This is a genomic window from Schauerella aestuarii, assembly GCF_009866805.1.
In the GTDB taxonomy this organism is placed as follows: Bacteria; Pseudomonadota; Gammaproteobacteria; order Burkholderiales; family Burkholderiaceae_B; genus Schauerella; species Schauerella aestuarii.
In genome coordinates this window covers 568,412-581,929 of sequence record NZ_SIZW01000040.1, presented here as the reverse complement: position 1 = coordinate 581,929, position 13,518 = coordinate 568,412, and the positions used below count along the sequence as shown (strand labels likewise).

The following is a 13,518-nucleotide window of genomic DNA, read 5'->3' as shown; positions in this document are numbered from 1 at the left end:
GGAGACGATTTCCCATGCGTAGATTGACCCTCGCCCTGACCCTGGCAGCGCTCGCGTGCAGCACTGCTGCGGTTGCTCAAACGTCCACGCTGCGGATAGGTCTGCAGGACGATCCCGATGTGCTCGATCCGGCCCGTGCCCGCACCTTCGTCGGTCGCATCGTTTTCGCTTCCCTGTGCGACAAGCTGGTCGAGATCACGCCCGAACTCAAGATCGTGCCGCAACTGGCGCAATCGTGGGCCTGGTCGGACGGCAACAAGACGCTGACCTTCAAGTTGCGCACCGACGCGGTCTATCACGACGGTGTGGCGATCGACGCCGCCTCGGTCAAAGCCAACCTGGACCGCGCCCGCACGCTGGCCGACAGCAACCGCAAGAGCGAGCTCGCGAGTGTGGCGAGCGTGGAAGCGCCCGATGCCCAAACCGTGGTCGTGCGTCTGACCGGCCCCGATGCATCGCTGCTCTCACAATTGTCCGACCGTGCCGGGATGATGATTTCGCCGGCGTCCTTCGATAAGGACCCGAACGCGAAGCCGGTGTGTTCCGGTCCGTACAAGTTCACCGAACGGGTGCAGAACGATCGCATCGTGCTGGACAAGTTCGCCAAGTACTACGACGCCTCGCACTACCACTTCGACCGCGTGGTGTTCACGCCGATTCCGGATTCGACGGTGCGGCTGAACAACCTGCGTTCGGGCGATCTCGACATCATCGAACGCGTCGCACCCAGCGACGCGCAAGCGGTGAAGTCGGATGCCAACCTGACGTGGGCACCGGTCACCGGCCTGGGCTTCCAGGCCTTTACTTTCAACTTGGCCAATGGCGCCCGTGCGGATGGCCCTGCGGCCAAGGACAAACGCGTGCGCCAGGCGCTTGATCTGGCCATCGATCGCGATGTGCTGAATCAAGTGGTAGGCGAAGGGTTGTTCCAGCCAGCCTATCAGCCCTTCCCGCCGGCCAGCTTCGCCTTCGACAAGGCCGCCGAACGTCGCGGCCGCGATGTGGCGCGCGCCAAGGCGCTGCTGAAGGAAGCGGGCGTGGATCGTGTGAAGCTCGAGATCACGTTCGGCAACAACACGGTCATGCAACAGGTATATGAATTGATTCAAGCCATGGGCGCCGAAGCGGGCTTCGACATTTCCCTGCGTCCGGTCGAGTTCGCGGCGCTTCAATCCAGCCTCGCGCGTGGCGACTTCCAGGTCGGGCAAAGCGGATGGTCGGGCCGGGTCGATCCCAGCGGCAACATTCACCAGTACGCCAGCACCAAGGGCAGTCTGAACGACGGCAAGTTCTCGAACGCCGAAGCGGATCGCCTGCTCGACGAAGCGCGGGCCGAGCCCGATGAAGCCAAGCGGCGCGCGTTGTATACGCAGTTCCTGGCCATCATGGCCGACGAACGCCCGATCGTTTATCTCTACTACCTGCCCTACACCTTTGGCACGCAGAAAAAGGTCAACGGCTTCGTGCCCTATCCCGACGGCTTGATCCGCCTGAAAGACGTTCAACGCGCCAAGTCGTAAGGAGCTGGCATGTTCACCACCCGTCCTGAGATTCTGGGTACGTTTGGCGTCGTCACCTCCACGCACTGGTTGGCCACCGCTTGCGGCATGGCCATTCTGGAGCGTGGCGGCAATGCCTTCGACGCCTGCGTCACCAGCGGCTTCATGCTGCAGGTGGTGGAACCGCACCTCGTCGGCCCTGCCGGCGAAGTGCCTGCCGTGTTTTATTCCGCGCGCACCAAGCGCGTTGAAGTCCTGTGCGGCCAGGGCACCACGCCGGCGGCCGCCACGCTCGAACGCTATCGTCGCGAAGGGCTGGCGATGATTCCGGGTAACGGCCTGCTCGCGGCCGTGGTGCCCGGCTCGTTCGACGCGTGGATGCTGATGCTGCGCGACCATGGCACGATGCGCGTGCGCGATGTGCTCGAACCGGCCATTCACTACGCCGAGAACGGTCATCCGCTGATGCCGCGCATCGCCAATACCATTGCCGGCCTCAAGGATTTTTTCGAGACCAAGTGGCCCACCACAGCCCAGGTCTATGTGCCGGGCGGCGTGTTGCCCGAAGCCCGCAAACTGTTCAGGAATCCCGGACTCGCACAAACGTGGCGCCGCATCCTGCAGGAAGCGGAGAGCGCGGGTGCGGATCGCGAACGCCAGATCGAAGCGGCCCGCAACGCGTTCTATCGCGGCTTCGTCGCTGAAGCCATCGATGCGTTCTGCCGCAACACCGAGGTCCCCGACGAGAGCGGCGGTGCCCATCGGGGTGTGCTGACTGCCGACGACATGGCGCGGTGGTCTGCCACCTACGAAGCGCCGGTGACGTACACCTATCATGGCCACACGGTAGCCAAGGCCGGCGCGTGGAGCCAGGGGCCCGCGCTCCTGCAAACGCTCGCCCTGCTCAAGCCGTTCGACCTGACCACAGGCGGCCCCAACAGCGATTATTTCTATCACACGGTCACCGAGGCGATGAAGCTCGCCTTTGCCGATCGCGAGGCCTACTACGGCGATCCGAATTTCGTGGACGTGCCGCTGGATACCCTGCTCTCCGATGCGTACAACGACTTGCGCCGCAGCCGGATGAGCGAACGCGCTTCGCAAGATCTTGAACCCGGGCGGCTCACCGGCTTCGAGGCTCAGGTGGATCGCGTGATGGAAACGCTGGCGCGTCTCTCGCCTGTGACCAAACCCGGCGCACCGACCAATGAACCCACACTGGCCGACATGCGTGCAAGCGCCAAGCGCGGCGATACCACGCACGTGGACGTCATCGACCGATGGGGCAATATGGTGTCGGCGACGCCATCCGGCGGCTGGTTCCAGTCGTCGCCGGTCATTCCCGCACTCGGCTTCGGCCTGAACACACGCGCCCAAATGCTCTGGCTCGAAGACGGCTTGCCGTGCACGCTCGCGCCCAACAAGCGCCCCCGCACCACGCTTACGCCCTCGCTCGCAATGCGCGGCGACCAGCCGTATATGGTGTTCGGCACGCCGGGCGGCGACCAGCAGGAACAGTGGCAAATGATGATGTTTCTGCGCCACGTGCATCACGGTGCGAATTTGCAGGAAGCGATCGATATGCCGATGTCGCACACGCAGCACTTTCCCAGTTCGTTCTATCCGCGCGACCGTAAACCGGGTCACCTCGCCATCGAGTCCAGTGCCGGCCGCGAGACGATCGATGCCTTGCGCGCACGCGGTCACGATATTGAAGAAGTGCCGGCCTGGTCGGTAGGCCGCTTGACGGCGGCATCGCGTGATGCGGATGGCATGCTGCACGCCGCCGCAAATCCAAGACTCATGCAGGCTTACGCAGCGGGACGATGAATGCGGCGCGGTGCAAAGATGCGCGACGGAGATTGCGCCGCCGCACCGGCCGTTTGAAAACCAACGCGGACCTTCTCTGCGCGCACGAGCAGCCTCAATAAATGTTCTATTCGGTCTTTAAAAGACACAATTGGACATTAGAATAGCGACCCCGAGTTGGGCGGTGCACTCCGCGCTGCCATCGCGGGGTCGAGAGGAAAGCATGGAGTTGAATTCCGTCCAGATCGGCATCGATGTCGCCACCAGTTTGGCCATCGTTGCCTCCGCCGCCACCTTTTTGTATGACCAGCGCAAAAAGCAGAAACAGGCCAAGCGGCAGCAACTCGACGACACCGTTCGCGCAGTCTCGGTCGAGAAGTTTCAGGACACGATCCACACCCTCTCGAGCTTCTTCATCCGCGAGATCGTCGGCAATTTCCAGAAAGTCGATAATCTGGTCGGCCGCGACACGGCCGAACTCGAGCAGCTGTATCAACGCCGGCCTGAACTTTTCGAGCGTGCGTTCAAGCAGATGGACACGACCTCGGACGCGATCAGTCAGTACATCGATCACATCCACGCGCACAAGTATCAGATCTACCCGCTGCTCGACAGTATTGAGGGCGGCCGTAATCAAGTGCTGCTGTTTCGCGCTGCGTTGAGCAAACTGATCGAAAAGTACAACCAGATCAATGCCAACCATCGCGCGCTGATCAGCGAGCTCGACGGCTTGCTGGCCTATACGAAGGAACACAGCTTCGAGGCCAGCGATCCCGAGATTCTGTATCGGCGAGCGTTCTCGATCCTCCACGATCGCGATTACCAGGCGTGGGTCAACACGTTCATTCCCGATGGACAGGAAACGACCTATTGGGATGGACTCGCAAACGGCAATGTGGATTTGAACGATGCGCTGATCAAGCGCGTGCTGGCCAACTTCATCGGCCACATCTATGAGCATCCCGGCCGCATGCTGGCGCAGGTTCTGCGCAGCGCCGCCGGCTCGATGATCGATGCCCGCACGCAGTGCAAAGAGTTTCTGGTGGATCTTTCGGCGATCAACTTCTGGCTGATTCGCAAAAACGACGCCGACAGTCTATCGGCCGATGGTGAACTTGCCCAGACCATCAAGCGCTATCGCGGGCCGGACATGTTCGATCTCAACACCGAGATTCGCTGACCGGTTATCCACAGCCTCGAGCACGGCCAGCCTTACAGGTCGCCCTTCACCAAAGCGTCCATCGCCTCGCGCCCAGCCATTTCCGCATCGGCTGCGGTTTCGAACGGAATATCGGTATCGCGCTCATCGCGCTTGCTCTCGCGGCCATCGGCATCGTTGGCCGCAATCTTCCATGAGAAGGTGTCGTCGCCGCGTTCTTGAATGAGCAACGTATAGGTAACGCCGTCGACGGTATTGGTGATGGTCATTGCGTGCTCCTTCCAGTGATGAAACCTGGTGCGCGAATCGCTGCGCTCGATATAGAGGCTCGGCGGTCGCGCAGTCAGGATCATCGGGTTATGCCAGGCCCTCACAGCGTCCCGCAACGCTCGGATGGCCCTGCGCGCCATTGGCGCGCTCAGGCGAACGATGGTTTACTTCGCGGCCTGATCGTAGCGCTTGGTGACTTCGTTCCAGTTCACCACCGACCAAAATGCCTTGACGTACTCCGGGCGCTTGTTCTGGTACTTCAGGTAGTAAGCGTGCTCCCAGGTGTCGAGGGCCAGAATCGGCGTGCCCTTTTCCTGCACCACGTCCATCAACGGATTATCCTGGTTGGGCGTATTGGTGATCGCCAGCTTGCCGTCCGGCTTCACGATCAACCAGGTCCAGCCCGAGCCGAAATTCTTACCCGCCATCTCGCTGAATTGTTTGACCATTTCGTCCTGGGACTTGAAGTCCTGCGCGATCCGCTTCTGAAGCGCCGCGCCCGGCTTGCCGCCTTTGTTTACAGGCGCCATGATGGTCCAGAAGAGGCTGTGGTTATAGTGCCCGCCCCCGTTGTTGCGTACGGCCGCGTCATACTTGGACACTTGTGCCATCACGGTTTCGATCTTTGCGCCCTGAAGCGCCGGGAAATCCTTGATCTTGCCATTCAGGTTGTCCACGTACGCTTGATGATGCTTGTCATGATGCAGCGTCATGGTTTGCGCGTCGATGGCGGGCTCGAGCGCGTTGGCGGCGTACGGCAACGGCGGCAACGTGAAGCTGGCGGCGGTATCGGCCGCGCCAGCCGCTCCGGCAAACAAGGCCATCGACAATGCAGCGGCGGCGGGCAATCGGAAATTGAGCGACATGGGGCGTCCTGACGGAAAGTTGACCAGAACCCTCACCCTATCATCGCAAGCAGGGCTCAAGCGTTAGAGGCTGGCGTCAAACCGTTAAGGTTTGCTTCAAGCGCAACCCTCACCGATAGCGTGTTGCGGCGGCATCTGCCTATCCATCACGCGGCGAAGGCGCATCGAGCGCCGCGAGTTCGTCTTCGTCGAATCCCGCCTGACGCCGCGCCTCGAGATTGAAGGGCCCCCGCAGGCGCGGCGCATCGTATTTGGCGGCCAGCACGGGATAGGCCGCCAACGGCGCCAGTCCCTGCTGCGCGCAGGCGTGGCGGTACCAGCGGTTGCCGATCGCAACATGACCGATCTCGTCACGCAAAATGATGTCGAGGATCGCCGCCCCCGCCGTATCGCCCACACGCATCAGCTTGTCGCGGATGGCAGGCGAGGCATCCAGTCCCCGCGCTTCGAGTGTGCGGGGCACGAGCGCCATCCGCGCCAGCACGTCGTCCTGCGTGCGCTCGGCCATCTGCCAGAGCCCCTCATGCGCCGGAAAATCGCCGTACCGATGCCCCAAGGTGGCGAGATGATCCTGCAGCAACGTAAAGTGATAGGCCTCTTCCTTGGCGACGCGCAGCCAGTCGCGGTAGTACGCCGGCGGCAGGCTCTCGAAGCGCCAGAGTGCATCGAGCGCCAGGTTGATCGCATTGAACTCGATGTGCGCAATCGCATGCAGCAAGGCCGCACGGCCAGCCGGCGTGCCGATCGCGCGCCGGGGCACCTGCGCGGGCGGCACGCACGCGGGTTTGCCCGGTCGTCCGGGTACGGGCAAGGATGCGGCCAGGCGTTGCGCGGCATCGATTGGCGCGTCGTCGGGTATCGCAAGGACGGCGACCACTTTTTCTGCGGGCTCGCAACACTGGAGCGCGGCAAGCGCCAGTTGCCGGATGGACATATCGTGACTCAAAACCAGGTCCCTCCTGTATCCACATCATTATCCCATCCGCTGCAACCTGCCATAATCGCCGCATGGATGCCCACGACCCGGTTCTCACTATCGAGACGTCACTCGACGCTTTCAGCGCGCAGGAATGGAACGCCCTCGCGGGCGCGTATCCGTTCATGCAACACGGCTTTTTGAGTGCCTTGCACGATACCGGGTGTGCGTCGTCGCGTACTGGATGGACGCCCTATTTTCTGGCCTTGCGTCAGAACGATCGCCTGGTCGGCGCCATGCCGCTTTATGTGAAGGCGCATTCGCGCGGTGAGTATGTATTTGACTACGCTTGGGCCGATGCCTTTGCGCGTCATGGTTTGGCCTACTATCCGAAACTCCTGTGCGCGGTGCCCTTCACGCCCGTCAGCGGGCCGCGACTGCTGGCCCACACGCACGAGTATCGCGTGATGCTTGCCCGCGGCGCCATTGCGCTGGCTCGGCATCATCACATTGCGTCGTTGCATATCCTCTTCACACACGCGGCCGACGTCGAGGCCCTGTCGCAATCGGGCTTCATGTTGCGCGAGGGGGTGCAATTCCATTGGCGCAACGCCGGGTATGCTGACATGGACGCATTTCTGGCGACCATGAGTCACGACAAGCGCAAGAAGATCAAACAGGATCGCCGCCGCGTGACCGATGCCGGCGTTTCATATGCTTGGCTGCAAGGCGCCACCCTAGATGAAGCGGCACTCGACTTCTTTTACCGGTGCTACGCCCAAACGTACTACGACCATGGCAATCCGCCATATCTGTCGCGCGCGTGCTTCGCGCGCTGGCACGCGGAAATGCCGGATCAACTGCTGCTCATCATGGCGTACCGCGACGGTGCGCCGATCGCTTGTGCATTGGACGTGGTTGCCGACGGCGTGGTTTACGGCCGCTACTGGGGCACACAGTCTTTCATTTCCGGGCTTCACTTCGAAACCTGTTATATGCAAAGCATCGCTTACTGCATCGCGCGGGGCCTGAACGCGTTCGAAGGCGGCGCACAAGGCGAACATAAAATGGCGCGCGGACTGTTGCCCACGCCGACCTGGTCCGCACACTGGATTGCCGACGAACGTTTTGCCGAAGCGATCGGCGATTTCCTCGACCGCGAAACCGAGGCGATCGACGCCTATATCGGCGAACTCGAGCAACATACGCCGTTCAAAAAAAGCACGCGTTGACTAACCGCTTGGAGATCGTGTGCCTCACACACAAACCCAGACAATAGATTGGTGGCAATGGACCGGAGAATGGGTCGAGCCGCCCAATCACCGCCGGGGCGGCGAAAGCGGCGTGCAGTTCGTGCGCGATGCCGACGGCATGGGCTACTACATCAAGCGGCAACGAAATTTTCTATTCAAATCGCTGCGCTTCCCCTTCGGACGTCCCACGTTTCTGCGTGAAGCACGTAATCTGAAACGCTTGAACGCGCTTGACGTTGCCACGCCCGAGCTGGTGCATTTCGACATGCGGCGGGCCGGCGGCGCTTGGGAAGCCGTGCTCGTCACGCGTGAATTGGCGGGCTATGTGAGCCTGGAGCAGGGTTTGAACGACAATCGGTGGTCCGTGCATACGCGCGCACGAATCTATCGTTTGCTGGCGGAACATCTGCTGCGCATGCATCGCGCGGCGTTCAAGCACGGCCACCTTTATCCCAAGGAAGTCTTCGCGCGCTGCGATGGCGCCGACGCCGTGCCGCAAATCGCGCTGATGGACCTCGAACTGGGACGGCGCTGTGTGACCCCCACCCAGGCAGCCAATTCGGATCTGCGACGTCTCTTCCACGGATTGCGCAAGCGCGGATTGTCGGAAGACGAGGTTGCGATCTTCCGCAGTGTGTACCACGCGGCCAAACTGCATCCGCAGGCCCTTAAGCTATGACTGCGTTGTTACTTGGGCAATGCAAAGCCGATCAAAGCATTGCCCACTTGTAACGGCACAGGCCGGCAGACGCTCAGCGCGCACCAGCCGATCGGTAGGGATTGCAAAACCGAATGCACAGCACACCGCCGACTGCATCGAGCGTGCGCCAGCATCGGGAAATTCTGCATGCCGTGCGTCACAAATATGCCGGGTCTGCGACGTTACATTTCCCCACAACGCCCGTTTGACACGCCTGCGGCACCCCCGTAACTTGGTCTCGCTGATCGGCATTACAGAAGGTTCGAAGGGAATGTTCTGCAATGCCGAACGCAGGAAGATGCGGAAGTAAGACGATCCGCCGTGCTTGATCAATTATGCGTTGGACGCGCCGCGAACCGACAGGAGCATCACCATGCTGCATTACGCAGTTGTCTTTTTCGTTATCGCGATCATCGCTGCCATCCTGGGCTTCGGCAATATCGCGGCAGGTGCCGCCGGCATTGCCAAGATTCTGTTTTACGTTTTTCTCGTACTCGCCGTGCTCTCGATACTCAGCGGCATGTTCCGAAAGAAATAAGCGCGTGTATTTTCGCGCCACCGTTTTTGTTTACCCCGTAGGAGATGACTCATGACTTTTCAAAAACTGATCGCCGCCGCCGCCATTGGCTCGACCGTTGCCTTTTCGTCCATCGCCATGGCCGCCAGCACGACGACGAACGAACCGAAGCAATCCGTGGGTGAATACACCTCCGACGCTGTGTTGACCACCAAGGTCAAGGCCGCCATCGTTGCCGAAAAAGACCTCAGCGCATTGGACGTCGCCGTGGAGACGACTGAAGGCGTGGTGCAACTGACGGGTACGGTGGCAACGGCCGCTCAAGCCGATCTGGCCGCCCGCGTGACGCGCGATGTGAAGGGTGTGAAGCAGGTCAAGAACCTGATCAAGGTTGACGCGACCAAAGCCAAATAAGGCAGCTACAGGAGTGCAGTCGGCGGGCCGCAAACCCGTCGGTTGACTTCAAAGCAGGAAAGTAAATGCACGCCGTTGAGCGTGCATTTTTTTGTCATACGGTTTGGTGCGGCTTGCCGATCACATGGGCATGCAACTCAGCGGTCAACGATGCTACACGTTGCGTCAAAGCTTGAGTCATTTCCGTCAAGTGCGTGTTTTGCTGCAACAACGTCATCAACTGCGCCGCCGTTTTTTCGGCAGTGTCTTGCCGAGCAGCGTTTGCAATAGCCAATGCCTCCCGGTGTTGCGCGTCGGCCTCGGCATGCGCTGCGTCGCGCGCAGCCTGTCGTGTCTGCGCCAGCAAGATCAGTGGGGCCGAATAAGCAGCCTGAAGACTGAACGCCAGATTGAGCAAAATAAAGGGATAAGGATCGAAGCGCGTGGCACCGCTCATGTTGATGGCGATCCACACCGCCACTACCAACGTTTGCGCGCCGAGGAACAAAGGCGTTCCGAAGAAACGGGCAAATTTTTCCGCCTTGAGCGCAAACGCATCGACCCCAAAGGGTCCAGAAAGATGTGCGTGCCGCCGGTGAAAACGCAACGGGTCCATACGCACGGACGTTCGCGCTGCAGTGGGCGGCCCGTCGTTGGAGAGGCGAGTCATGGCGGTTTCCTGTCGTTGGCATTCGGTCTGCGGCGTCGCCGGAATCCACTGATCCTACGCCGACCCATTGGCCTTTGCACGTCAGCCGTGGGCCTCTTGCCGCGCGGCAGGAATGGCTTGAAGCAATTGCCAGTCAGGTTGGACGGCGACTAAAGCGTCAGCGTGCCACGCCCAATTTCTCTGGCGCGGCCACCAACGTGAATGGCACCGGCCTGGTCAACCTGAAGTTGCAAGTGGCACGTACGCTGCATTTCCACGCCCTGGATTACGGTGGCATGCATCGGCAGTGGCCTCTGCGTTGCCTGCCACCACCCACCGAGGTTGGCGCACGCCGAACCTGTGCCGGGATCCTCCGCAACGCCACCGGCGGGCGGCGCAAAGAAGTATCGCACCCGAACCGTTGCCGCCACACGCGACGCGCCAACCCCGCCGCCCATCTCGGCCGAATCGGATGGCACTTCGAAGAGATATGCGGTACGCCGCCCGACGCTGCTCGTGGGCCATTCGGATATTAGACGGGCGTCCGGCCGGGCGCGCGTGACGGCGTCGGCATGTGCCAGCGGAATCAATAACTGATCCGAGCCCGTGTCGACCCACATCGGATCGCCTGCCAGATCGTCGGCGGCAAGCCCGAACCACGCCGCAACCGTCATGCGATCGATTCCCGCCGAGCGCGCCTTCACGCCACCGGGCGCGGGCGCGATGAAGGTCCACACATCCCCAAAAGCCGTGAGCGGCACTACCCCTGCAGCAAATGCGAGGGTGATGGCATCGCGGGACGGCTCGGCACCATGCCACGCGGAAGCGGAATCGGCAGGGGCGGCCGTGTCCATATTCGACGCGTCAGCACCAAGCGCGCGCACCACATGCGCCGAGCCGATCGCGGGGTGGCCGGCGAACCGCATCTCGGCGCCCGGCGTGAACACGCGCACGCGACGATCAGCCACCTCAGAAGGCAACAGGAAGGTGGTCTCGGAGAGATTGAATTGGCGCGCCAGCAACTGCATTTCGGCATCGCTCAGCCCGGTGCCATCCTCGAAGACGCACAACGGATTGCCGTCGAAAGTCGATTCCGAAAACACATTGAGCAGCCGATAGGCGTAGTGGCGCATGGCGTGGCACATTCAAGGGTTGGAGAGACGCGAACGGGACCGGACAACCTTCCCGCCGCTACCGGCAAAAAGGGCCGAAACGCCCCGCTCACCGCGCGCGCTTCACCACACCACGAAAAAGAGAATCCATGCCCACACGAAAGGCACCAGCCCGATCGCGGTAGCGGCAAGCGCAGCGGCATTCTGCCACAGGGCGCCATGACGCTGGGCGATGATGCGCGCGCCCATTTTCAGGCTCCATGCCACGGCAAGCGCGAGCAAGGTGAAGCGCACGCTATTGGCCCAGCCCGTGCCCATGCCTTCGTGCTTGAGCAACGTGAGCGTCGTGGCCGAAAGCCCGAGAAATACACCCACGCCGGCCACGGGAATCAGGCACTGCGCCAGCTTGTGCAGACTGGCGCGGCCCATCGGTGTGCGCGGCGCGCCCGACACCTGGGGCAGCATGCGATCGGCGACCCACAGTCCGGCAAAAGCCGCGCCCCCGATCACCACCATGGCGCCAACGACGAACAGCAAGATGCCCGAGCCGTCCAACCACGAAAAGCTGTCGTTGAGTTCCGGGTAGTGCGTGAGGATGTACCAGGGCGCGTTGTCCAGCAGCGGCCACAGGATATCGTGCTCGACCAACCAGGTAGCGGCCGCCTGCTTGTACACCACGAACCATGGGCTCGCGCTCCACAGGAAGGCCCCCATCGCCAGGCCCATCATGCCGAACAGGATCAATGCAGTCTGCCAGGGATCGCCATCGGCCACGTTGACGATCTCTTCTTCCGGCGAGCGCGGCGTCAACGCGATGGCGCCGCGATAGCCGCTGCAGCGGCCGCACATATGACAGTCGCCCGCTCCCTTCATGTGACGCAGCGGCACCAGCGGTGCGCAGTTGATCGACTCGATCCGCACGACCGGGTGGCGCCACGCCGTTTCATCGACTTTGAAGTGCCACGGCGCCATCTTGGCGAGCAGATTGAAGACCCCGTTGACCGGACAGAGATATTTGCACCAGACGCGCTTGCTGCGGCCGTAGCGCCAACCGACGATCATGGCTGCCACGGTCGATCCGCCCAGCACCACGAGCACCGCTGCCGGATACTGATACACGCTGATCAATTGGCCGTAGACGGTGGTGCCTGCAAACGCCACGAAAGGCCAGCCGCCCCATCGCATCCACTTGGGAATGGCATGGCCCTGACCGTGCTCGCTGGCCCACTCCGAGAGCATGCCTTCCGGACAGAGCGTGCCGCACCACGTGCGGCCCAGCAGCGGCATCGAGACCAGCACGAACGGCCACCAGATCCCCCAGAACGCAAACTGCGAAACCACCGTCAGATTATTGAACACCGACGCCGCATTGTCCGGCAGCGGCATGATCGCGGGCACGATCAACAGAAAGGCATACACAAGCACAATGCCCCACTGCAACTTGCGCAGCAGCGCGGCATGATCCCGCAGGAAATCTGCCGCGCGCGACGCCGAACGGGCGAGTACGGCAGTCATGGCGCCGGTGCGCGCGCCACAGTGCTACGCGATGTGCCAGCGGGCTGGGCACGGCGCAACAGCGCCACCACAACCACCCAATACAGCACCCACACGATCACCGAGGTCAGTGCGGGAAACGCACGATATCCGGCGAAATCGGCCAAGACCTTGCCGATGCCGCTGCTGTCGTCCAGCAGCCGCGAGCTGTCCCAGATCGGATCGACCAGCGTGGGCACCACACCCAGGGAGATGAGGTGATCGAGCCCGCCGATCAGGAGGGCGGCTGCAAGCAGCAGCAACAGAACCTCGGTGACGGCAAAAAACCGGCGCCACGTGATGAACTTGCCGCCCAACTGCAAAATATAGAACGTGATGAGTGCCGCGAAAAAACCACCGATACCGGCCAACGCCAGCATCGCCATATCGGATGCCGCCTCGCCGGCGGCAACCGTGCCGTAGAGAAACACGACCGTCTCACTGCCCTCGCGCGCCACCGCGATCATGACGAGCACCAGCAAGCCCCACCAGCTCGATGCGTTCATCGAATCGCGCGCGCCGCTCTGCAATTCGCTCTGCAGCGTGCGGCCATGCTTGCGCATCCAGAACACCATTTGCACCACGAGCGCGCAGGCCACCAGCGCCATGCCGGCCTGGAACCACTCCTGGCCCTCGTCGCTCAGCCAGGACGACACGCCCAGCAGCACCAGTGCAAGCATGACGGCCAAGGCCAGTCCAGCGGCCACACCACCCCAAAGATAAGGCAGGCCGCGCCGGCCTTCGGGCGTGGCGCGCAACCAGGTGTAGAGAATGCCGACGATCAGCAGCGCTTCCACGCTCTCTCGCCAGACGATGAAAAGAACCTGTTCCATGCTGCTGTC

At 61.9% G+C, this 13,518-nt stretch carries 14 protein-coding genes; 7 read left to right on the top strand and 7 right to left on the bottom strand.

The features are described 5' to 3' along the window. The first annotated feature begins 14 nt into the window (after nucleotides 1–14). From EYW45_RS09530 to EYW45_RS09520, 3 genes are all read left to right on the top strand, one after another. Nucleotides 15–1,520, top strand: coding sequence for an ABC transporter substrate-binding protein (locus EYW45_RS09530; RefSeq protein ID WP_161135114.1), 1,506 nt, complete (start codon nucleotides 15–17; stop codon nucleotides 1,518–1,520). Nucleotides 1,521–1,529: 9 nt separating this feature from the next. Further along, nucleotides 1,530–3,329 (top strand): gamma-glutamyltransferase family protein, encoded by a 1,800-nt coding sequence (locus EYW45_RS09525; protein WP_161135113.1) that lies wholly within the window; start codon nucleotides 1,530–1,532, stop codon nucleotides 3,327–3,329. Nucleotides 3,330–3,531: 202 nt separating this feature from the next. Further along, nucleotides 3,532–4,488: a hypothetical protein gene (locus tag EYW45_RS09520; protein WP_161135112.1), complete on the top strand. Its 957-nt coding sequence runs from the start codon at nucleotides 3,532–3,534 to the stop codon at nucleotides 4,486–4,488. Nucleotides 4,489–4,520: 32 nt separating this feature from the next. Here the strand turns inward: EYW45_RS09520 and EYW45_RS09515 are convergent, their stop codons facing one another. From EYW45_RS09515 to EYW45_RS09505, 3 genes are all read right to left on the bottom strand, one after another. Next, on the bottom strand, nucleotides 4,521–4,736 hold the full coding sequence (locus tag EYW45_RS09515; RefSeq protein WP_161135111.1) for a hypothetical protein: 216 nt from the start codon (nucleotides 4,734–4,736) through the stop codon (nucleotides 4,521–4,523). Between the two features lie 165 nt (nucleotides 4,737–4,901). After that, complete coding sequence (locus tag EYW45_RS09510; protein ID WP_202444675.1) at nucleotides 4,902–5,561, bottom strand: superoxide dismutase; 660 nt, start codon at nucleotides 5,559–5,561, stop codon at nucleotides 4,902–4,904. A gap of 181 nt (nucleotides 5,562–5,742) precedes the next feature. Then, nucleotides 5,743–6,537, bottom strand: a complete 795-nt coding sequence (locus tag EYW45_RS09505; protein WP_161135109.1) for a ferritin-like domain-containing protein — start codon at nucleotides 6,535–6,537, stop codon at nucleotides 5,743–5,745. Nucleotides 6,538–6,611: 74 nt separating this feature from the next. Here EYW45_RS09505 and EYW45_RS09500 point away from each other — a divergent pair, with 74 nt between their 5' ends. The 4 genes from EYW45_RS09500 (at nucleotide 6,612) to EYW45_RS09485 (ending at nucleotide 9,403) form a co-directional block, all read left to right on the top strand. Beyond that, nucleotides 6,612–7,751, top strand: coding sequence for a GNAT family N-acetyltransferase (locus tag EYW45_RS09500; protein WP_161135108.1), 1,140 nt, complete (start codon nucleotides 6,612–6,614; stop codon nucleotides 7,749–7,751). A 19-nt stretch (nucleotides 7,752–7,770) separates the two neighbouring features. After that, nucleotides 7,771–8,451 (top strand): lipopolysaccharide kinase InaA family protein, encoded by a 681-nt coding sequence (locus EYW45_RS09495; RefSeq protein ID WP_161135107.1) that lies wholly within the window; start codon nucleotides 7,771–7,773, stop codon nucleotides 8,449–8,451. Between the two features lie 394 nt (nucleotides 8,452–8,845). Further along, nucleotides 8,846–9,010: a DUF1328 domain-containing protein gene (locus tag EYW45_RS09490; RefSeq protein ID WP_161135106.1), complete on the top strand. Its 165-nt coding sequence runs from the start codon at nucleotides 8,846–8,848 to the stop codon at nucleotides 9,008–9,010. Between the two features lie 51 nt (nucleotides 9,011–9,061). Further along, nucleotides 9,062–9,403 (top strand): BON domain-containing protein, encoded by a 342-nt coding sequence (locus tag EYW45_RS09485; protein ID WP_161135105.1) that lies wholly within the window; start codon nucleotides 9,062–9,064, stop codon nucleotides 9,401–9,403. A gap of 94 nt (nucleotides 9,404–9,497) precedes the next feature. Here the strand turns inward: EYW45_RS09485 and EYW45_RS09480 are convergent, their stop codons facing one another. The 4 genes from EYW45_RS09480 to EYW45_RS09465 all read right to left on the bottom strand — a co-directional run bounded on the left by EYW45_RS09480 (nucleotide 9,498) and on the right by EYW45_RS09465 (nucleotide 13,509). Further along, the gene (locus EYW45_RS09480; protein WP_161135104.1) at nucleotides 9,498–10,052 is read right to left on the bottom strand and encodes a DUF1003 domain-containing protein; all 555 of its coding nucleotides are present in this window, start codon (nucleotides 10,050–10,052) and stop codon (nucleotides 9,498–9,500) included. A 149-nt stretch (nucleotides 10,053–10,201) separates the two neighbouring features. Then, nucleotides 10,202–11,164 carry a PhzF family phenazine biosynthesis protein gene (locus EYW45_RS09475; protein WP_161135103.1) on the bottom strand — a complete coding sequence of 321 codons (963 nt, stop codon included), beginning with the start codon at nucleotides 11,162–11,164 and terminating at the stop codon, nucleotides 10,202–10,204. Nucleotides 11,165–11,266: 102 nt separating this feature from the next. Then, complete coding sequence (locus EYW45_RS09470) at nucleotides 11,267–12,658, bottom strand: 4Fe-4S binding protein (protein WP_161135102.1); 1,392 nt, start codon at nucleotides 12,656–12,658, stop codon at nucleotides 11,267–11,269. Continuing rightward, on the bottom strand, nucleotides 12,655–13,509 hold the full coding sequence (locus EYW45_RS09465; protein WP_161135101.1) for an FTR1 family iron permease: 855 nt from the start codon (nucleotides 13,507–13,509) through the stop codon (nucleotides 12,655–12,657). Before EYW45_RS09465 ends, EYW45_RS09470 begins: the two co-directional genes overlap by 4 nt. Nucleotides 13,510–13,518: the final 9 nt, after the last annotated feature.

Bases quoted from the DNA above. Each gene is read 5' to 3' on its own strand.
- EYW45_RS09530 (WP_161135114.1), top strand. From the start codon at position 15: ATGCGTAGATTGACCCTCGCCCTGACCCTGGCAGCGCTCGCGTGCAGC.
- EYW45_RS09525 (WP_161135113.1), top strand. From the start codon at position 1,530: ATGTTCACCACCCGTCCTGAGATTCTGGGTACGTTTGGCGTCGTCACC.
- EYW45_RS09520 (WP_161135112.1), top strand. From the start codon at position 3,532: ATGGAGTTGAATTCCGTCCAGATCGGCATCGATGTCGCCACCAGTTTG.
- EYW45_RS09515 (WP_161135111.1), bottom strand. From the start codon at position 4,736: ATGACCATCACCAATACCGTCGACGGCGTTACCTATACGTTGCTCATT.
- EYW45_RS09510 (WP_202444675.1), bottom strand. From the start codon at position 5,561: ATGGCCTTGTTTGCCGGAGCGGCTGGCGCGGCCGATACCGCCGCCAGC.
- EYW45_RS09505 (WP_161135109.1), bottom strand. From the start codon at position 6,537: ATGTCCATCCGGCAACTGGCGCTTGCCGCGCTCCAGTGTTGCGAGCCC.
- EYW45_RS09500 (WP_161135108.1), top strand. From the start codon at position 6,612: ATGGATGCCCACGACCCGGTTCTCACTATCGAGACGTCACTCGACGCT.
- EYW45_RS09490 (WP_161135106.1), top strand. From the start codon at position 8,846: ATGCTGCATTACGCAGTTGTCTTTTTCGTTATCGCGATCATCGCTGCC.
- EYW45_RS09485 (WP_161135105.1), top strand. From the start codon at position 9,062: ATGACTTTTCAAAAACTGATCGCCGCCGCCGCCATTGGCTCGACCGTT.
- EYW45_RS09480 (WP_161135104.1), bottom strand. From the start codon at position 10,052: ATGACTCGCCTCTCCAACGACGGGCCGCCCACTGCAGCGCGAACGTCC.
- EYW45_RS09475 (WP_161135103.1), bottom strand. From the start codon at position 11,164: ATGCGCCACTACGCCTATCGGCTGCTCAATGTGTTTTCGGAATCGACT.
- EYW45_RS09470 (WP_161135102.1), bottom strand. From the start codon at position 12,658: ATGACTGCCGTACTCGCCCGTTCGGCGTCGCGCGCGGCAGATTTCCTG.
- EYW45_RS09465 (WP_161135101.1), bottom strand. From the start codon at position 13,509: ATGGAACAGGTTCTTTTCATCGTCTGGCGAGAGAGCGTGGAAGCGCTG.